Raw genomic sequence first — 16,446 nt, 5'->3', positions numbered from 1 at the left:
CCGCGCGCCTCAACGCGGCCGATGGACATGGGCGCTCTGCACCAGCCCGAATCCCACCAGGATCACCAGAAGCGCCGATCCGCCATAGGACAGCAGCGGCAGCGGCACGCCCACCACGGGCGCCATCCCCATCACCATCGACAGGTTCACCGCGATATAGAAGAAGAAATTCGCCGCCACCCCGATGATCAAGAGGGACGAGAACCGCTCGCGGTTCTGCAGGGCCGAGACCATGCAAAAGCCGATGATCAGCGCGTAAAGCGCCAGAAGCGAAAAGGCGCCGACGAAGCCGAATTCCTCGGCCAGGGTGGTGAAGATGAAATCGGTGTGCTTCTCGGGCAGGAAGTTCAGCCGCGATTGCGTGCCCTGCATGAAACCCTTCCCCGACCAGCCGCCCGACCCAAGCGCGATCTTGGCCTGGATGATGTTGTAGCCCGCGCCCAGGGGATCCGCGGTCGGGTCCAGAAAGGTGTCGATCCGGCGATATTGGTAATCGTGCAGCAACTGCCATTCCGTCCCGCGCGACAGCATCACCGCGGCCACGGCGCCTCCGGCCAGCCCCGCCACGGCGGCGAAATACCAAAGGCTGACCCCGGCGGCGAACATCACCGCCGCCCCCCCCATCAGGATCATCAGCGAGGTGCCCAGATTGGGCTGCATCAGCACCAGGATCGTCGGCGCCACCGTCAGCCCCACCGGCAGCAGCACCCACAGCGGATGCGAGACCTTCTTGAGGTCGAGCCAGTCGTAATAGGCCGCCAGCACCATGACGAGGGTGAATTTCATCATCTCGGACGGTTGCAGGTTGATCGGGCCAAGCGCGATCCAGCGTTGCGCGCCCATGCCGATCTCGCCCTTGAACTCGACATAGACCAGAAGCGCGAAGGCGGTCAGATAGGCCAGCCCCGCGACCGATCTCCAGAACCAGACCGGCACCATCGCCACGACGAACATCAGCACGAGGCCCGCGCCCAGAACCTGGGCCTGGCGCCGGGCCCAGGTGTCGAAATCCCCGCCCGCGATGGAATAGAGCATCAAGATGCCGACCGAGGCCACCGCGATCACCAGCACCACCAGCGGCCAGTTGATGTAAAGCACCTTGCGCAGGCCGCTGGGCGCCTGTTTCAGCCGGTTCTCGAAAAATGCCATGCCGCGCGCCCCTCCGTCTCAGGCCCGGTCGGCCCGGGGGACCTCGCCCGTGGCGGGGTCGCGCAGCGACAGCTCGTTCAGCATGCTCTCGATCCGGGCGCGCTGCGCGGCCGGATAGGCCGAAAGCGGCGGCACCCCCCCCGACAGCGCAGCCAGGATCACGTCGCGCCCGATGGGCGCCGCCGCCGAGCTGCCGCCGCCGCCATGTTCCACCACGACCGAAATCGCGTAGCGCGGCGCGTCATAGGGGGCGTAGCCGACGAAAAGTGCGTGATCGCGCCGGTTCCAGGGCAGTTGGTCGTTCGAGATCACCCCCCGCGCGCGTTCGGCGGCGGTGATGTTGCGGACCTGGCTGGTGCCGGTCTTGCCCGCGAAGACCATGGTCGGCTCGACGATGCGCGACGACCGCGCGGTGCCGCGATCGGCGTTCATCACGTCATACATGCCGGTCCGCATCGCCCGCAGATGCTCTGCGGCAATGTCCAGGGGGGCGGGCACCGGCGCGGGTTGCTCCCGCCCGTCCACCATGCGCAGAAGCCGCGGCGCCACATCCGTCCCCGCCGCGATCCGCGCCGTCATGACCGCCAGCTGCAGGGGCGAGGCCAGCACATAGCCCTGGCCGATCGAGGCGTTGATCGTGTCGCCGATGCGCCAGTCCTGGCCGTGGCGGCTTTGCTTCCAGTCGCGGGTGGGCATGTTGCCCTCGGTGATCGCGGACATCGGCAGGTCGTGGCGGATGCCAAGGCCCAGCTTGCGGCCCATCTCGGCGATGCGGTCGATGCCGACCCTCTGGGCGATGTCATAGTAATAGACGTCGCAGCTTTCCGAGATCGACCGCGTCAGCGAGGTATTGCCGTGCCCGCCCCTGCTCCAGCAATGGAAGCGGCGGCCGCCGAATTCCAGGTAGCCCGGGCAGCGCACCGAATGGCCCAGCCCGATCGAGCCCGCCTCAAGCGCGGCAAGCGCGGTCACCATCTTGAAGGTCGAGCCCGGCGGATAGGCGCCCGAGACGGTCTTGTTGGCCAGGGGCCGGTGGTCGTTCTCGGTCAAGGCGGCGTAATCGCCATGGCTGATCCCGCGCACGAACAGGTTCGGGTCGAACGAGGGCGACGAGACGCAGCACAGCAGATCGCCGTTCCTGACATCCATCACCACCACGGCGGCGCTTTCCTCGCCCAGCCTGGCTTGGGCGAAGTTCTGCAGATCGGCGTCGATGGTCAGGCGGATGTCGGCGCCGGGCTCGCCCTCGTTGCGCTCAAGCTCGCGCATGACGCGACCGACGGCGTTGACCTCGATGCGCTTGGTGCCCGCATTGCCGCGCAGAACGGATTCCTTGAACCGCTCCACCCCCACCTTGCCGATCTGGAACTTCGGCAGGCGCAGCACCGGATCGGGGGTTTCCTGCTCGGCCAGATCCTTTTCCGACACCGGGCCGACATAGCCCGCGACATGGGCGAAATCGGTGTCGCGCGGATAGATCCGCGACAGGCCGACCTCGGGCAGGACGCCGGGCAGCGCGGGGGCGTTCAGCGCGACTTTCGAGAAATCCTCCCATGACAGCCGGTCCTTGACCAGAACCGGCACGAACGAGGAATTGCGCTTCACATCGGCAATCGTGTCTTCCAGCTCTTCGGCGGTCATCGGGATCAACTGGGCCAGCCGCTTCATCACCAGTTCCACATCGCCCGCATCCTCGCGGGTGATGACGACGCGGTAATTCTGCTCGTTCCCGGCGATCAGCTTGCCGTTGCGGTCCTGGATCTGGCCGCGCATCGGCGGGATCAGGCGGATGTTGATGCGGTTTTCCTCGGCCAGCAGGCGGAATTCCTCGGCCTGGTCGACCTGGAGATAGCGCATCCTGACGCCAAGCGCGGCGACCATGGCGGTCATCGCGCCGCCCATCATCAGCCCGCGCCGGGTGATCTTGCGGTGGCTGTCCTCGCTGTCCTTCTGGGTGCGTCTCATGCGGTGCTCCGGCTCACAACCGCCTCCCCTGATCATCGATCTCGCCGGTGGCGGGCTTGCGCAGGTCGAAGACCAGCCGCGACAGGCCGACCACGGCGGGATACGCCAGGATCGACCATACCGTCTGGACCAGCGCGAAGGAAAACGGCACCTGCGGCAGAAGCGTCAGCGCGAAGGCGGTGCGATAGGCCAGAAGCATCGCCACCATCAGCCCCGAGGCCAGCAGCCATTCCACCACGAAGTTCAACTCGCGCGTCAGCGCCACGCGCGAGCGCAGGAACTCCGTCGCCATGACCACAAGCGCGGTCCACAGCCCCGGCGGGCGCAAGAGCAGCAGATCCTCGGTCAGCGTGGCCAGCACGATCAGCCAGACCGGGATGAAATCGGGCCGCCGCATCGCCCAGGCCAGCATCAGGCACAGCAACAGGTCCGGCCCGGGATATTCGCCGGGCTCCTGCCCCACGGGCAGCAGCCGGGCGAAGAGGACGAAGACCGCAAGCGCCAGGAACAGCAGCCGGTAGCCCCAGGGATCGGCGCGCCACAGATCAGCCATCGGCCCCCCCGTCGCCCTCGGCATAGCCCGAGCCCTCTTCGTCCACATCGCCTGCGCCGGGCACGGGCTTGGCCGCCGCCTCGCCCTCGGCATCGACCTCGGGCACGGGGGAAGAGGGCAAGGGCAGCGCCAGCAGCCCGCCGGGGTCCGAGATCGATTCAAGCTCATGGCTGCGCAGCACGCGCAGGAATTCCAGCCGCTGGTAATCGGCGGCCAGCGAGACCCGCATCCGCCGGTCCGATCCCATGACGACCTGGCCGACCAGAAGCCCGGCCGGAAACACCCCGCCGTCGCCCGAGGTCACCACCCGGTCGCCGGGGCGGACCTGGTCGTTGTCCTCGATGAATTCCAGCGGCGGCAGGGCCGAATTGTCGCCCGAAAGCAGCGCCTTCTGCCCCGAGGGCTGCACCGTGACCGGAATGCGCGAGGAGGAATCGGTGACCAGGATCACCCGGCTGGTGCGTTCGCCCACGCCCGAGATCCGCCCCACGACGCCGATCCCGTCCATGGTGGCCCAGCCATCGCGGATGCCGTCGCGCGCGCCCACGTTCAACAGCACCGACTGCCGGAAGGGCGAGCCCGAATCGGCCAGCACCACGCCGGTCACATGGGTCAGCTTGGGGTCGAGCCGCACCTGGTTGAGGTCCAGAAGGCGGGCGTTCTTCTGTTCAAGCTGAAGCGCGGCCTCTTTCCAGGCCTTCATCTGCTGAAGCTCGCGCTTCAGCTCCTGGTTCTGCTCGTAGATCCGGCTGTAGGACTGGAAATTCTCGACCATGCCGGAAAGCCGGGTCACCGGGACCAGCGCCCATTCCATGTTCGGCACCACCGCGTCGACCAGGGCGGCGCGGAACCGCTCTACCCTCGGGCTGTCGATGCGCCACAGCAGGAACAGACCCAGCAGGAACAGCACCAGAAGACCGACCAGCAACCGACGGATCGGGCGGGCGTAATCCTCGGTTCCGGTGCGGATCTTGGCCAATGGCACGCCTCGGGTCTTGGTGGTCCGGTCGGGGGCCCGTCAACCCCTTGCCGGGCTATCGGGGGCGGTCGCGCAGGCGATCAACTGTCGTAGTCGATCACATGGCGAAGCTGCTTTTCATATTCCAGCGCCTTGCCGGTGCCGAGCGCGACACAATTGAGTGACTCGTTCGCGACAGAGATCGAAAGCCCGGTCTGTTCGCGCAAGGACAGGTCCAGATCGCCCAGAAGCGCGCCGCCGCCGGTCAGCATCACGCCCCGGTCGACGATATCGGCGGCCAGGTCCGGGGGCGTTGCCTCCAGCGCCTGCATCACCGCGTCGCAGATCTGCTGCACCGGCTCGGCCAGCGCCTCGGCGACCTGGGCCTGGTTGATCTCGGTTTCCTTGGGCACGCCGTTCAAGAGGTCGCGGCCCCGGATCTGCATCGCGGCACCGCGCCCGTCGTCGGGCATCCTGGCGGTGCCGATCGAGGTCTTGATGCGTTCCGCCGTCGATTCGCCGATCAGCAGGTTCTGGTGGCGGCGCAGATAGGCGATGATCGCCTCGTCCATGCGGTCGCCGCCGACCCGGACCGAACGGGCATAGACGATGTCGCCCAGGGACAGCACCGCGACCTCGGTCGTGCCGCCGCCGATGTCGACCACCATCGAGCCGGTCGGCTCGGTGATCGGCATGCCCGCCCCGATGGCCGCCGCGATGGGTTCGGACAGAAGGCCCGCCCGCCGCGCCCCGGCCTGCAGCACCGAATTGCGGATCGCGCGCTTTTCCACCGGCGTCGCGCCATGGGGCACGCAGACGATGATCTTCGGCTTGGCGAAGGTGGTGCGCTTGTGGACCTTGCGGATGAAATGCTTGATCATTTCCTCGGCGGCCTCGAAATCGGCGATGACGCCGTCGCGCATCGGGCGGATCGCCTCGATCGAGCCCGGGGTGCGGCCCAGCATGAGTTTGGCATCCTCGCCCACGGCCAGGACCTGCTTCTTGCCGTCCTTGTTGTGATAGGCCACCACCGACGGCTCGTTCAGCACGATCCCCTTGCCACGGATATAGACCAGCGTATTGGCCGTGCCGAGGTCGATCGCCATGTCGGACGAGAAAAGGCCGGGGATAAGCGACATGCGGTGTGGTCCTCGTGAAATTGCCGAAGGGCCCCCACGACTCAGGGCCGCGACTCAGGGCCTGGCGGCGGGGCGTGTGTCATATACGCAGGTAAAGGGGGATCGGAAAGGGCGCGCCACGGCGGCGCGCGCACTTCCGCGTGTGTGGGGCGGATCACGGTTGCGGTGCTGCGGGGACCAATGCGGGGAAGGGCGGTCGTGGGGGGCTGGCGATCCCGACTTGTCTCTGGCCGCATACCGGCCTGAAATACAGCGCCTGAAATACACCGGCCGGGCAGGTTCCGCTGGTCTGCCGCGGAGAAGCAGGGATGAAGAAGCAGATCGAGCCGCTTTATCGCAAGGTCAATACCCGAACCCATGGCGTGCGCCACGGCATCGGCGGTGAGGCCCGCTGGCATCGCAACGGCAAGGCCGCGGTGGAGGAGGGGATGCGCGGCTCGATGCATCCAGGGTTGCGCCACGGGCTCGACTATACGCCGCTGTTCCGCTTCCTGCTCTCGCGCGTGGGCCAGGACTGGACCCGGACGCGGCGCGAGGCGGCGGCGCGGCTGGACCGCGAAGAGCCGATCTTCTGGATGGTCGCCTTGCGGCGCGAGGAGGGCCTGGCCGTCTTCCGCACCGGCGAGAGCAGCTATTTCAGCGGCCTCTATGTCGACGAACAGAACCGCCTCGCCCTTGTCGATCCGGCGATGGACGAGACGGTGATGGAGCCGTCCTGCGGCTGCTGCACCCATACGCTGAACGGGCGGCGCCTAACGCGGCGCTACCGCCCGGATTGAGGCGTGGCGGATCTATGCAAGGCACGGCTCCCCCCGATCGTCACGGGCAAGGAAACCCGCCGCGACCCTGCGGCATTCGCCGAAGCTGCGGGACAGCCTGGCCGAGCGTCGCCGGAAGCACACCCGCCCGCAGTCATTGCGTGGGGGGGCGTCCTGAAGCGGGCCACCACGACCGCACCCCGGGGGAAGCCGTCCTTCGCAAACGCCCGTAACCGAAGCCTTCGGGCAGCCAGCGCCCGGCCTCAGGTGCGGCGCAGGCGGATCACCACATCGACGCGCGAAATCTCGGTCCCCGCCGGGGCCTGCGGCAGGCGGAAGATCTCAAGCTCTTCCTTCGGCGCGTCGGTCAGGGTCGCGCTGTCTTCCCAGAAGTAATGCGGATGATCATCCAGCCGGGTGTCGAAATAGCTTTTCGAGCCATCGACCACGACCTCGTTCATCAGCCCGGCGTCGCAGAAGGCGCGCAGGGTGTTGTAGACAGTGGCGAGGCTGACCTTCTCGCCGGCGCGGTCGGCCATCTCGTAAAGGCTTTCCGCCGTCACATGCCGGTCCTTGCCGTCGCCGACCAGAAGCGCGGCCAGCGCAAGGCGCTGCCGGGTCGGCCTCAGGCCGCCATGCTCCAGCCAGTCGGCCAGTCTGTTTTCATCCACCAGCGTCACCATCCGCCGCACTCCCGCACCAAAGCTGCGCAACGGGCCCGGCCCCGGTCTTGCGCCCGGTCCTGCCTGCGACGCGCCCGCCTTCGACGCACCTTGTCGGCGCGCGCGCCGCCCGTTTCACGTCGCTAAGGGTGAATATAAGACCTGCCATTCGCCGGTTTCAATTGAAAACGGCGAATTTCATGCCGATTTCAGCCGGTCTTGCCCTTGGTTCCATGCCTCTGTTACACGAAAAGCGACAAAAGGACCAATTGGGGGGACGGGGGCCGATGCCGCGCTATCCGACGACATTCGACCGCGAGGCCTTGCACGCCTGCGCCCGGGGCGAGCTTTTCGGCCCCGGCAATGCCCAACTGCCCGAGCCGCCGATGCTGATGATGGACCGCATCACCGACATATCCGAGGACGGCGGCGAACATGGCAAGGGCCATGTGGTGGCGGAATTCGACATCACCCCGGAGCTTTGGTTCTTCGCCTGCCATTTCCCCGGCAATCCGATCATGCCGGGCTGTCTTGGCCTTGACGGGCTGTGGCAGTTGACCGGGTTCAACCTGGGCTGGCGCGGCTGGGAGGGGCGCGGCTACGCGCTTGGCGTGGGCGAGGTCAAGCTGACCGGCATGGTCCGCCCCGACCGCAAGCTGCTGCGCTATCACGTCGATTTCACCAAGGCGGTGCAAACCCGCCGCCTGACCATGGGTGTGGCCGATGGCCGGGTGGAAGCCGATGGCGAAACCATCTATCTGGTGAAAGACATGAAGGTGGCCCTTTCGGCCTCTTGATCCCTTATCGCCGTCAGCCGGTTTTCCGGCCAGCCAGTTCTTCTGGAAGGACCATAGCCAATGCGTCGCGTCGTCATCACCGGGCTCGGTATCGTTTCGCCCATCGGTAACACCGTGGCCGAGGTGGAGGCCGCGCTGCGGGCCGGAACCTCGGGCATCGTCTTCGCCCCCGAATATGCCGAGCGCGGCTTCCGCTCGCGCGTGCATGGCCAGCCCAGGATCACCTTCGAGGACCATATCGACAAGCGCGACCTGCGCTTCATGGGCGATGGCGCGGCCTATAACTTCATCGCCATGGAGCAGGCGGTGAAGGATTCCGGGCTGGAGCCTTCGGACGTCTCGAACGAGCGCACCGGGATCATCGTCGGATCCGGCGGGCCCTCGACGAAAAGCTTCTTCAAGGCCCATAACATCGTGGTCGATTCCGGCAGCCCCAAGCGGATCGGGCCCTTCGGCGTGACCAAGGGCATGTCCTCGACGACCTCGGCCTGCCTTGCCACGCCCTTCAGGATCAAGGGCGTCAACTATTCGATCACCTCGGCCTGTTCGACCAGCGCGCATTGCATCGGCAACGGGACCGAGTTGATCCAGATGGGCAAGCAGGACGTGGTCTTCGCCGGCGGCGGCGAGGAGCTGGACTGGACGCTGTCGTGCCTGTTCGACGCCATGGGCGCGATGTCGTCGAAATACAACGACACGCCCGAGCGCGCGGCCCGGGCCTATGACGCCAATCGCGACGGCTTCGTCATCGCGGGCGGCGGCGGCGTGGTCGTGCTGGAGGAATTGTCCCATGCGCTGGCGCGCGGCGCGAAGATCTACGCCGAGGTGACGGGCTACGGCGCCACCTCGGACGGCCAGGACATGGTCGCCCCCAGCGGCGAGGGGGGCGAGCGTTCGATGAAACTCGCGCTTTCCACCCTGCCCGAAGGGCGGCGGATCGACTATGTCAACAGCCACGGCACCTCGACCCCCGCGGGCGACATCACCGAGATCCAGGCCCTGCGCCGCGTCTTCGGCGAGGGGCGGCTGCCGCCGGTCTCCTCGACCAAGTCGCTGACCGGCCACAGCCTGGGCGCGACCGGGGTGCATGAGGCGATCTATTCGCTGATCATGATGAACGGCGGTTTCATCACCGCCTCGGCCAATGTCGAGACCCCCGATCCCGCGCTCTTGCCGGGCGAGATCGTGACCGAATATCGCGACGGCGTCGAGATCGACGGCGTTCTGTCGAACTCCTTCGGCTTCGGCGGCACCAATGCCACGCTGGTCATGAGCAGGTATCTGGGTTGAACCATCAAGAAACGGAAGGGGGCGCTGCCATGGCCGGATTGATGAAGGGCAGGCGCGGGCTGGTGATGGGGGTGGCGAACGCCCATTCCATCGCCTGGGGGATCGCGAAGGCGCTGGCCGACGAAGGGGCGGAACTGGCCTTTTCCTATCAGGGCGAGGGGTTCGGCAAACGCCTTGCGCCGCTCGCGGCCTCGGTCGGGTCGGATTTCATGCTCGATGTCGATGTGACGGACGAGGCCTCGGTCGAGGCCTGTTTCGCCGCGCTGAAAGAGCGGTGGGGGCGGCTGGATTTCGTCATCCATGCGGTGGCCTATTCCGACAAGACCGAACTGACCGGGCGCTTCACCAATACGACGCGGGCGAATTTCCTCAATTCGCTGAACATCTCCTGCTTCAGCTTCATCGATGTCGCGCGGCGCGCGGCCGAACTGATGCCCGAGGGCGGCAGCCTGATCACGCTGACCTTCCAGGGCTCGACCCGGATCGCGCCGAATTACAACGTGATGGGCGTGGCCAAGGCGGCGCTGGAAAGTGCGACGCGCTATCTGGCGAATGATCTGGGGCCGCAGGGCATCCGGGTGAATGCGATCAGCCCCGGCCCGATGAAGACGCTGGCGGGATCGGCGATCGGCGGCGCGCGGGCGACCTTCCGGCACACCGAGGAAAACGCGCCGCTGCGCGCCAATGCGACGCTTGAGACCATCGGCGGCACCGCGGCCTGGCTGTGTTCGGATTACGGCGCGGCCACCACGGGCGAGATCATCCATGTCGATGGCGGCTTTCACATCCTGGGCTTTCCCCAGGCCGGAAATCTCTGAGCCTTTCGACCGGCTTCCCCTCGACCGGCTTCAAGCCGCGCGGCCGTCCCGGAAAGGGGCGGCCGCAGCCATGTCCGGCCCGCGTGTAGCGCCTGGCCAGGAGCGGAACCGGAAGGCCCTTCGCCCGGAAGGCCCTTCGCAGGGGCGACGGACGGTCGGGAGGCCATCTCCGGCCCGGGATATGACCCGCAGGTGGTCGTTTCCCCAGAGGCGGCAGAGCCTGACGATTTGATATGATTTGATGATTGGAGCGGGCGGCGAGCTACAGATTTCCTCAGTTTCCCCTTTTCAATCAATGGCAGGGTGTCCCACGGCGCGAAAAAACGGGTGAAATAGATTCAATAGGTTAGCTTTGGGGTGTCCCACGCTGTATCGCGTTTTGTTCTCACCACTCCATAGTTTCCAAAGCTGCCATGGCATCACGGGCGAGCTTCCATCGCTCCACGCCCTTCGTGTAGACCTCAGAAGTCTTTGCCTGCGTGTGCCCATGGACGGTCATGATCTGGTATTGAGAACATCCCTCTTGGGCGAGAAGATGCCCGGCAGCCTTCCTGATGCCGTGCGATGACCTGTCCTTCAGCCCCGCATCGCGACACCAGCGGCGAAACATCTGCCCGAGCGAATCTGGCGTGGAGAAAGGTTGCCCACGGTAGTTGAGCAGGTAGGTTGGCCCTTCGATCTTCGCGGCTCTTGTTGCCTTGTAGAGTGGGGGGAGCATTGGGATTGTCACCTCGGCCGATCCCTTCTTGGCCGGTTGCCACCGCAAGGCTCGCACGCCCTCCATCGTGGTCTCATGCTGACGCCCGAGCCGGATCGCATCGGATATGCGGCAGGCGGTGAACATGAACAGCGTCAAGGCGAGATGCGGCGTGGTTCCGGGTTCGTGCTTCTCGCGATATTTTCGCAGATCGTTGGCAGTCCAAGGGATGGCGCCACCCTTTCCGCGATCAATCCTTGATATTCCGATGGCGGGGTTGATCGAGCACAGCCTGCGCTCGGCGCCCCAGCGATACATTGCGCGGATGCCCTCGATCACGCTGTCGGCCCATGCGGGTGTTTCGATCAGGCTGTCACGCAGATCGACCAGCTTCGCAGGCGGTATGTCCAGCGCATAGTCTGCATAGAGGTCGGTCAGCACCTTCATGACGCTGCGGCGCTTTTTGAGCGTTAGCGCGGAGACCGACCCGGCCTTGACTTCCCGTTCCGTCGCCGCGAGGTGCTTTGCCGCAAGCCAACCGATCGACCCACGGATTGCGCGATCTTCCGGCGGCGCCTCGGGGTCGAGTTTAACCCCCGCCCGCGCCGCCCGATAGATCTCCATGAATTGTGGGTGATCAGGTGTAACTGTAAGCGGGATTCGGCGTGTCTTGTCGCCCTCGACCCGGACCCTGTATCGCAAAGACCCGGACGGCAGCTTTTCGGCAAGCAGTCCGGGAAATGCGAGCTTCATCGCGGTCAGGTCCATGAAATCGGCGTTCGTTTATCCTGCGCTTCTTCTCTCGGCTCTGCAATGGGTGTCGGATCTGGCATGATGCGCACTGTTCCGGCCTCTGTCACGATCTCAACCACGGCGCGCGGGTCTTCGGCACGCGCCGCCCGGATAAACCGGCGGGCCTGAGCCTCAGTAAAGGTCTGGCGCTTCCCCATCTCACTCCCCTTTCTCATCGGCGCGGCGGGCGCGGGACTCGAACCGGGCGATCACCGCTGGAAATTCGTCGCGGTATCGCAGCATCTCGTCGCGATCATTTCCCCACTCCTCGGACAGGTTGATTCCCTCATCCCAAGACAGGTCCTGATCCGCATGCATCCGGCCGCACAGGGCTGCGCAGTCCAAATGTGACTTCCACGGCCACGTTTCACCGCCGTCCTTCAGAAACGCGCGCTGGTATTTCTCGCCTGCGGCTATTGCGCATCCGCAATGGTCGCAGATGTGCGCGCGCCGGGCTTTGGGTCTGGTTTCGGACAGGACCTCCATCACCCTCTCCCTTCCGGGATACGGGCAAGGGCGGCGTGGGCGACGGCGTGCACCCTCACTCCCCAATTCGCCATAGTTGGGCTCTCCGAAAACGAAATCCCGTGCGCAAGCTCTATGGCGTCGATCAACGCCCGCCTCACCTCTTCCAGCGCCTCGCCGTGCAGGCAGGTGTCGGCGCGGACAGGATGCGGATCGCCTATGAACGCCAGCAAATGGTGCGCCGCCGTTCTGATCGCTTCCTCGTCGGCCGCCGATGGTTCCCGTCCCGCAAGACATTCTGTCTCGATCTGGACGATCATTTCTCCGCTCGTCTCGACTCGAACCGACCAGTGATCGTGACGTTCCGGTGCGTCACTCATCCCTTACCCTCCCCGATCAGGGCGGCGCGGATGCGGGATTCGTGGTCGGATTGAGCTGCAGCTTTGGCGGCTTCGAGGCTTCCGCAGCCATGCCATTCGCCGAACCCCCGAATATAACGCCCGACCGCATCGACAATACAGCAGCGCCAGCCAGTTGCATCGGCGATGTAAAAAAGCCCATCAGTCGTGAGTGCGCTCGAATAATTGGGCTGATCCACCCATACCAGTTCCTTCTCAGTCAGCGGCTTGACCTTCACCTCCGCAGGCTTGCGGGCGCGGAGGGCGCGAGCGGCTGCGTCCAGATCAGAAGCCTCCAAGCTGGCCGCTTTATGTGTGCGCATCATCTTGGCAGCACGGGACAGTCTCTCTGCCAGAGCATCCAGTTCCGCGTCCGACACTTGCGGCTCACTTTCGGGGGGATTGTGGGAGGCGCGCAGGCGCTTGTCCGCTGCATGGAACAACCGCACGGCATCGTCCCGCTCGGCTTCCAGTTCCGCGACACGGGCCTCGGCTGCGCCATGGTTCCCGGCGCACTCGATGATCTCTCGAGACGCCCTTTCGTATGCGGCCCGCCATTGGTCGCGATCCGCCCGCAGCCGCTCGATCTCGGCTTGCTGGGCGGTGAGGGTGTCGGCAATCTTCTCGAACTTTGTGCCGGAGTATGCGCTGCGATCCCTAGACCATGCGGCCAGCCGCGCCACTTCTTCCTTGTCGATGGTCATTGTTCGGCCTCGTATTCTCGGATGGCGTTATCCCATTCCGTCACCAGAGTGGAATTTACCGCGCCATGTTCGGCGGCGTCGGCCATTCGGCATCCCGCCTCCCGCAACTTCTCCGCCGCGATCACCTTGCGGGCGAGCGTCGGGGCGAGGATGCAAAGCGCTTCGATAGCGTCTTGGCGTTGGTCGGCATTATCCCCAAATCCGCGCTCTATCACGATCAAGCGCGGGTGATTTTCGCGTTTACCGACAAAGGTCCATCCGCCATCGTCGGGCATTTCGACGCCCCAATCTTCGGCTGATATGCGGTGAAGATCGTCCATTGCCGGGCCTGCTTTTTTCAGCAGGTCAGTCAGGTATTCCACGGTGATCTTGGGCGCGGTCATGCGCCACCGCCTTCCGCGCGGGCGGCGACACCGGCTGAGGGGTCTGCCCGGAGGTAATCCAGATCGGGGTGTTTGATGTCGATCAGCGCCAGCATCAAGGCGCGGAATGCCGCAGCCTCTCCGGTGTATTTGTCAGGGGATTGCGCTCTGGCCTCGCCCGCAAACGCAATGGCCGAGACGATGGTGAAGAATTCACCATCAGCATCTGGCGGGTTCGATCCGCTCATGTGCTGGTCGTAGCGCGACAGAATGGTCTGTGCGGCGGCTTGGATCTGCAAGCGCGTGCTGGTGATCTCGCTCATATCGTCTCCTTCCCGCATGGCGGGGCTATGGGGATGGTTTCAGCGTGGAACGATGCCGCCGCCGATCTTGATCTTGAATTTGCTGTTCCTGCCGCCCGGGAGAGGGCGCGCTGACTTCGGCGCGATGCCGAGGTGCTTGCCGCGCTTGCGGGCCTCGGTGGACTTCTGCGCCACGTCATGCGCGGTTTTTCTCTTGTGGCAGGGGCGGCGCAGCGCGCGCAGGTTCGTCTCGCGGTTTTCGCCGCCGAGGATCAGCGCCATGGTGTGATCGAACTCGACCCCCTCGCCAGCAACCCCCAGCTTGACGCCACAGCCGCAGGCGCAGATACCGCCCTGTGCCATGACGATCCGGGCCTTGACGCGGGCAGGCGGGGCCGAATCGTCGGTGCGGCCATGCCATTCGGGAATGGTGCGCGTCATGACGGCACCAGCATCAGGCGGCCCTGACCCTTGCGCTCATCGGCATAGGTTTTCGCGCGGTAGCGCAGGCCGAGGCTCAGGAGGGTTCCGGCCTTGTCGGGATCGAACAGCCGGATCGCACCATCCCCGCGGTCGGCGCGGCCTTCCAGCAGGCAGCCGCCCTCTTTCAGCCGGTTGCCGAACCAGACCGCGCTGCCCCTGATCTTCGGGGGCAAGCCCGCCGCATCCCAGATTTGCTTCGCCGTCTTGCCGTGGCGCAAAAGAAGCGCGCTTTCCGCAAGGCGGGCCGCAACCAGCGGCTGCACCAGACTGGTGACGATGCCGGGCAGCGCCTTTTCCATCTCCGTGACCTTGTGCGCGACCATGCGCATGATCCCGAAGCTGCGCTCGATCTGTTCAAGGGTCTCGGCGGGTATGGCGGGTGCGAGACTCCCGGTGCGGTAGTCGAGGAAAACCCGATTCACCTGCAACTGGAAGGCGGGGCTGATCCATCCGGCATAGCTGATCGCCAAAAGTTCGTGGGCGAAGGTGCCTTGGACCCCCGTTCCACCCTTGCTGGCCGATATGCAATTCTGCACATCGCCCCGTTCGAGTTCTGCAACGAGATCCTGCGCGGCCTGAGTGCGCAGCCATTGCGCGGGAGCCTTGTTTGCCCCCAAGCCGCTGGCCCGATGTAGGGCGTTCAGATTGAAGCGTCCCTCGGCATCGGTGGTGATTTCGACACCCGCGATGACGGGGAGTTTGACACGGATGTTCATGCCGCGCCTCCTTCCATCAGTTTGTGGGTCTGGTTGCGGGCCGCTTCGGCATAGCGCCGGATTTCGCGGATCATCTGGAACCCCGGCGAGCCGGTGGTGGCGTCGAGGATCAGCGTCAGCGCGTCGTAGACCTCGGCAAGCGGATCGTCATTGCCGGGTTTCGACGGGGTATGGGTGTTCGTTCCGCGCATGGCGGGCCTCCTTGCTCCAAATTGAGCGTGGCGACCCGCGACCAAACGGGTGGTGGCCACGCGACGGCAGGTTGGTCGACCGCTGGAGCAAGGCGCATGGGCGGCAGGGCTTTCGCCCTCCCACCGCGCGTGACCATAGTATCCGGCCAATGGCCGGAATGGCAAAACCCGCACGAAATGCGCGGGTTGCACGCGCCAATCTCCATTCGGGCGACCAAACCCGACAGCAGAGCATTTCCCCTGCTGCCCTATCAGGATGCCGCTGTCTGGCGCTTGTGTCAACAGGGTTGCGGGAGGCGTCACCGAAACTCCTCCTCGTATTTCAGGGCCTCAGGATCGGTCATGCGGATGCCGAGCGGGAGCCAGTGGCGCTGCATGGCATCGAGGAATGCGGTCATCTGTTTGACCGTCATCAGGCTGGTGACGGGCACTTGCAGTCGTTCCACCGCGCGCCGCTGTGCCTCGTGGTCAAGCTGGCCGAATGTCTCGTCCCAACTGGCGCGGAAGGACTCGGTTTCAGCGCGCAGGATCGGAACACCAAAGGATACCTTGGCGTCGGCTCGGACTTCCTCCACGGTCATGTCACCAAGCTGGCGGCTGATATCCATGAACCACTGGAAGGACAGGCGTTGCTGCTGGCTCGACCGGCTGGCCCCTTGTGACCACGACACGGTGAGGGGCAGCTTGCGACCAGACAGGCGGCGAGACAGCGCATCGATGTGGCCGGGATCGCGCAGGACCATCGTCGGCATTACTCGATCCCCGCTGTGATCGAATGCCGGGGCCGGGCGAGCGCCTCGGCGATGGTCTCGCGCATGGACGGGGGCACATCGCCTGCGACCGTGATCCAGTAATCCTTGAGGCCATAGTCGCGCACGGTTTTCGAAACCGCGTCCATATCGCGGCAGGGCCAGTGTCGGCCGGTCTTTTGGCAATGAAGGATCATCAGCGCCACTCCGGCGCGAAAGGAATGTCATCCTGAAGGTCGTTCGCGCCGCGCGCGCCGCCCGCGCTGGCCCCATATGCCGATCCGCCGGACTGCTGGCCATAGCCTGCGGGCGACTGGTCATAGCCGCCGGACTGCTGGCGCTCGCCACCGTCCTGCTTGCCACCGAGAAGCGTCAGGTTGCCCGAGAAGGGGCGCAGCACGACCTCGGTCGAATAGCGGTCCTGGCCGGACTGGTCCTGCCATTTCCGGGTCTCCAGCGCGCCCTCGATATAGACGGTCGAGCCCTTGCGCAGATATT

Annotated in this window: 23 protein-coding genes; 4 read left to right on the top strand and 19 right to left on the bottom strand. The window is 65.4% G+C overall.

Annotated features, from left to right (window positions below):
* Positions 1–9 precede the first annotated feature (9 nt).
* The 5 genes from rodA to ABNX41_RS17980 form a co-directional block, all read right to left on the bottom strand.
* Positions 10–1,149, bottom strand: a complete 1,140-nt coding sequence (gene rodA / locus ABNX41_RS18000) for a rod shape-determining protein RodA (protein WP_438671086.1) — start codon at positions 1,147–1,149, stop codon at positions 10–12.
* Between the two features lie 18 nt (positions 1,150–1,167).
* The gene (mrdA, locus tag ABNX41_RS17995) at positions 1,168–3,114 is read right to left on the bottom strand and encodes a penicillin-binding protein 2 (RefSeq protein WP_438671085.1); all 1,947 of its coding nucleotides are present in this window, start codon (positions 3,112–3,114) and stop codon (positions 1,168–1,170) included.
* A 13-nt stretch (positions 3,115–3,127) separates the two neighbouring features.
* Positions 3,128–3,667, bottom strand: coding sequence for a rod shape-determining protein MreD (locus ABNX41_RS17990; protein WP_438671084.1), 540 nt, complete (start codon positions 3,665–3,667; stop codon positions 3,128–3,130).
* Positions 3,660–4,646, bottom strand: a complete 987-nt coding sequence (mreC, locus tag ABNX41_RS17985) for a rod shape-determining protein MreC (RefSeq protein ID WP_438671109.1) — start codon at positions 4,644–4,646, stop codon at positions 3,660–3,662. The genes ABNX41_RS17990 and mreC overlap by 8 nt, the downstream gene beginning before the upstream one ends.
* 80 nt (positions 4,647–4,726) lie before the next feature.
* Positions 4,727–5,764, bottom strand: a complete 1,038-nt coding sequence (locus tag ABNX41_RS17980) for a rod shape-determining protein (protein ID WP_438671083.1) — start codon at positions 5,762–5,764, stop codon at positions 4,727–4,729.
* A gap of 308 nt (positions 5,765–6,072) precedes the next feature.
* On the opposite strand from ABNX41_RS17980, the gene ABNX41_RS17975 reads away from it, so the two are divergent.
* The gene (locus ABNX41_RS17975; RefSeq protein ID WP_438671082.1) at positions 6,073–6,543 is read left to right on the top strand and encodes a hypothetical protein; all 471 of its coding nucleotides are present in this window, start codon (positions 6,073–6,075) and stop codon (positions 6,541–6,543) included.
* A 242-nt stretch (positions 6,544–6,785) separates the two neighbouring features.
* Here ABNX41_RS17975 and irrA read toward each other — a convergent pair whose 3' ends face one another.
* Positions 6,786–7,205: an iron response transcriptional regulator IrrA gene (gene irrA, locus ABNX41_RS17970; RefSeq protein ID WP_438671081.1), complete on the bottom strand. Its 420-nt coding sequence runs from the start codon at positions 7,203–7,205 to the stop codon at positions 6,786–6,788.
* 266 nt (positions 7,206–7,471) lie between these two features.
* Here irrA and fabA point away from each other — a divergent pair, with 266 nt between their 5' ends.
* The 3 genes from fabA to ABNX41_RS17955 are packed head-to-tail and all read left to right on the top strand — an operon-like array spanning position 7,472 to position 10,089.
* On the top strand, positions 7,472–7,981 hold the full coding sequence (gene fabA, locus ABNX41_RS17965; RefSeq protein WP_438671080.1) for a bifunctional 3-hydroxydecanoyl-ACP dehydratase/trans-2-decenoyl-ACP isomerase: 510 nt from the start codon (positions 7,472–7,474) through the stop codon (positions 7,979–7,981).
* A 60-nt stretch (positions 7,982–8,041) separates the two neighbouring features.
* Entirely contained in the window at positions 8,042–9,271 is a 1,230-nt protein-coding gene (gene fabB, locus ABNX41_RS17960) for a beta-ketoacyl-ACP synthase I (protein ID WP_438671079.1), read from the top strand.
* Positions 9,272–9,300: 29 nt separating this feature from the next.
* On the top strand, positions 9,301–10,089 hold the full coding sequence (locus tag ABNX41_RS17955) for an enoyl-ACP reductase FabI (protein ID WP_438671078.1): 789 nt from the start codon (positions 9,301–9,303) through the stop codon (positions 10,087–10,089).
* 385 nt (positions 10,090–10,474) lie between these two features.
* On the opposite strand, the gene ABNX41_RS17950 is transcribed toward ABNX41_RS17955, so the two are convergent.
* The 13 genes from ABNX41_RS17950 to ssb all read right to left on the bottom strand — a co-directional run.
* Positions 10,475–11,554 carry a tyrosine-type recombinase/integrase gene (locus tag ABNX41_RS17950; protein WP_438671077.1) on the bottom strand — a complete coding sequence of 360 codons (1,080 nt, stop codon included), beginning with the start codon at positions 11,552–11,554 and terminating at the stop codon, positions 10,475–10,477.
* Entirely contained in the window at positions 11,545–11,736 is a 192-nt protein-coding gene (locus ABNX41_RS17945; protein ID WP_438671076.1) for a hypothetical protein, read from the bottom strand. The genes ABNX41_RS17950 and ABNX41_RS17945 overlap by 10 nt, the downstream gene beginning before the upstream one ends.
* Position 11,737: 1 nt before the next feature.
* Positions 11,738–12,064 (bottom strand): hypothetical protein, encoded by a 327-nt coding sequence (locus ABNX41_RS17940; RefSeq protein WP_438671075.1) that lies wholly within the window; start codon positions 12,062–12,064, stop codon positions 11,738–11,740.
* Positions 12,064–12,423: a hypothetical protein gene (locus ABNX41_RS17935; RefSeq protein ID WP_438671074.1), complete on the bottom strand. Its 360-nt coding sequence runs from the start codon at positions 12,421–12,423 to the stop codon at positions 12,064–12,066. The genes ABNX41_RS17940 and ABNX41_RS17935 overlap by 1 nt, the downstream gene beginning before the upstream one ends.
* Positions 12,420–13,145, bottom strand: coding sequence for a hypothetical protein (locus ABNX41_RS17930; protein WP_438671073.1), 726 nt, complete (start codon positions 13,143–13,145; stop codon positions 12,420–12,422). The genes ABNX41_RS17935 and ABNX41_RS17930 overlap by 4 nt, the downstream gene beginning before the upstream one ends.
* A complete protein-coding gene (locus ABNX41_RS17925) occupies positions 13,142–13,528 on the bottom strand; it encodes a hypothetical protein (protein WP_438671072.1) in 387 nt (128 codons plus the stop codon). The genes ABNX41_RS17930 and ABNX41_RS17925 overlap by 4 nt, the downstream gene beginning before the upstream one ends.
* Positions 13,525–13,830, bottom strand: coding sequence for a hypothetical protein (locus ABNX41_RS17920; RefSeq protein ID WP_438671071.1), 306 nt, complete (start codon positions 13,828–13,830; stop codon positions 13,525–13,527). The genes ABNX41_RS17925 and ABNX41_RS17920 overlap by 4 nt, the downstream gene beginning before the upstream one ends.
* A gap of 39 nt (positions 13,831–13,869) precedes the next feature.
* Complete coding sequence (locus ABNX41_RS17915) at positions 13,870–14,250, bottom strand: HNH endonuclease (protein WP_438671070.1); 381 nt, start codon at positions 14,248–14,250, stop codon at positions 13,870–13,872.
* Positions 14,247–15,008, bottom strand: a complete 762-nt coding sequence (locus ABNX41_RS17910; RefSeq protein ID WP_438671069.1) for a KilA-N domain-containing protein — start codon at positions 15,006–15,008, stop codon at positions 14,247–14,249. The genes ABNX41_RS17915 and ABNX41_RS17910 overlap by 4 nt, the downstream gene beginning before the upstream one ends.
* Entirely contained in the window at positions 15,005–15,199 is a 195-nt protein-coding gene (locus tag ABNX41_RS17905; RefSeq protein WP_438671068.1) for a hypothetical protein, read from the bottom strand. Before ABNX41_RS17905 ends, ABNX41_RS17910 begins: the two co-directional genes overlap by 4 nt.
* Positions 15,200–15,498: 299 nt before the next feature.
* On the bottom strand, positions 15,499–15,951 hold the full coding sequence (locus ABNX41_RS17900) for a hypothetical protein (protein ID WP_438671067.1): 453 nt from the start codon (positions 15,949–15,951) through the stop codon (positions 15,499–15,501).
* On the bottom strand, positions 15,951–16,145 hold the full coding sequence (locus tag ABNX41_RS17895; RefSeq protein WP_438671066.1) for a hypothetical protein: 195 nt from the start codon (positions 16,143–16,145) through the stop codon (positions 15,951–15,953). Before ABNX41_RS17895 ends, ABNX41_RS17900 begins: the two co-directional genes overlap by 1 nt.
* On the bottom strand, positions 16,145–16,446 hold a 302-nt coding region (gene ssb, locus ABNX41_RS17890), incomplete at its 5' end, for a single-stranded DNA-binding protein (RefSeq protein ID WP_438671065.1). The genes ABNX41_RS17895 and ssb, both read right to left, overlap by 1 nt.

Source organism: Pseudogemmobacter sonorensis (assembly GCF_042762395.1).
Classification (GTDB): domain Bacteria; phylum Pseudomonadota; class Alphaproteobacteria; order Rhodobacterales; family Rhodobacteraceae; genus Pseudogemmobacter; species Pseudogemmobacter sonorensis.
This window is presented reverse-complemented; position numbering and strand designations above follow the sequence as displayed.

Coding starts and splice junctions, on each gene's coding strand:
- rodA (WP_438671086.1), bottom strand. CDS start 1,149: ATGGCATTTTTCGAGAACCGGCTGAAACAGGCGCCCAGCGGCCTGCGC.
- mrdA (WP_438671085.1), bottom strand. CDS start 3,114: ATGAGACGCACCCAGAAGGACAGCGAGGACAGCCACCGCAAGATCACC.
- ABNX41_RS17990 (WP_438671084.1), bottom strand. CDS start 3,667: ATGGCTGATCTGTGGCGCGCCGATCCCTGGGGCTACCGGCTGCTGTTC.
- ABNX41_RS17980 (WP_438671083.1), bottom strand. CDS start 5,764: ATGTCGCTTATCCCCGGCCTTTTCTCGTCCGACATGGCGATCGACCTC.
- ABNX41_RS17975 (WP_438671082.1), top strand. CDS start 6,073: ATGAAGAAGCAGATCGAGCCGCTTTATCGCAAGGTCAATACCCGAACC.
- irrA (WP_438671081.1), bottom strand. CDS start 7,205: ATGGTGACGCTGGTGGATGAAAACAGACTGGCCGACTGGCTGGAGCAT.
- fabA (WP_438671080.1), top strand. CDS start 7,472: ATGCCGCGCTATCCGACGACATTCGACCGCGAGGCCTTGCACGCCTGC.
- fabB (WP_438671079.1), top strand. CDS start 8,042: ATGCGTCGCGTCGTCATCACCGGGCTCGGTATCGTTTCGCCCATCGGT.
- ABNX41_RS17955 (WP_438671078.1), top strand. CDS start 9,301: ATGGCCGGATTGATGAAGGGCAGGCGCGGGCTGGTGATGGGGGTGGCG.
- ABNX41_RS17950 (WP_438671077.1), bottom strand. CDS start 11,554: ATGGACCTGACCGCGATGAAGCTCGCATTTCCCGGACTGCTTGCCGAA.
- ABNX41_RS17945 (WP_438671076.1), bottom strand. CDS start 11,736: ATGGGGAAGCGCCAGACCTTTACTGAGGCTCAGGCCCGCCGGTTTATC.
- ABNX41_RS17940 (WP_438671075.1), bottom strand. CDS start 12,064: ATGGAGGTCCTGTCCGAAACCAGACCCAAAGCCCGGCGCGCGCACATC.
- ABNX41_RS17935 (WP_438671074.1), bottom strand. CDS start 12,423: ATGAGTGACGCACCGGAACGTCACGATCACTGGTCGGTTCGAGTCGAG.
- ABNX41_RS17930 (WP_438671073.1), bottom strand. CDS start 13,145: ATGACCATCGACAAGGAAGAAGTGGCGCGGCTGGCCGCATGGTCTAGG.
- ABNX41_RS17925 (WP_438671072.1), bottom strand. CDS start 13,528: ATGACCGCGCCCAAGATCACCGTGGAATACCTGACTGACCTGCTGAAA.
- ABNX41_RS17920 (WP_438671071.1), bottom strand. CDS start 13,830: ATGAGCGAGATCACCAGCACGCGCTTGCAGATCCAAGCCGCCGCACAG.
- ABNX41_RS17915 (WP_438671070.1), bottom strand. CDS start 14,250: ATGACGCGCACCATTCCCGAATGGCATGGCCGCACCGACGATTCGGCC.
- ABNX41_RS17910 (WP_438671069.1), bottom strand. CDS start 15,008: ATGAACATCCGTGTCAAACTCCCCGTCATCGCGGGTGTCGAAATCACC.
- ABNX41_RS17905 (WP_438671068.1), bottom strand. CDS start 15,199: ATGCGCGGAACGAACACCCATACCCCGTCGAAACCCGGCAATGACGAT.
- ABNX41_RS17900 (WP_438671067.1), bottom strand. CDS start 15,951: ATGCCGACGATGGTCCTGCGCGATCCCGGCCACATCGATGCGCTGTCT.
- ABNX41_RS17895 (WP_438671066.1), bottom strand. CDS start 16,145: ATGATCCTTCATTGCCAAAAGACCGGCCGACACTGGCCCTGCCGCGAT.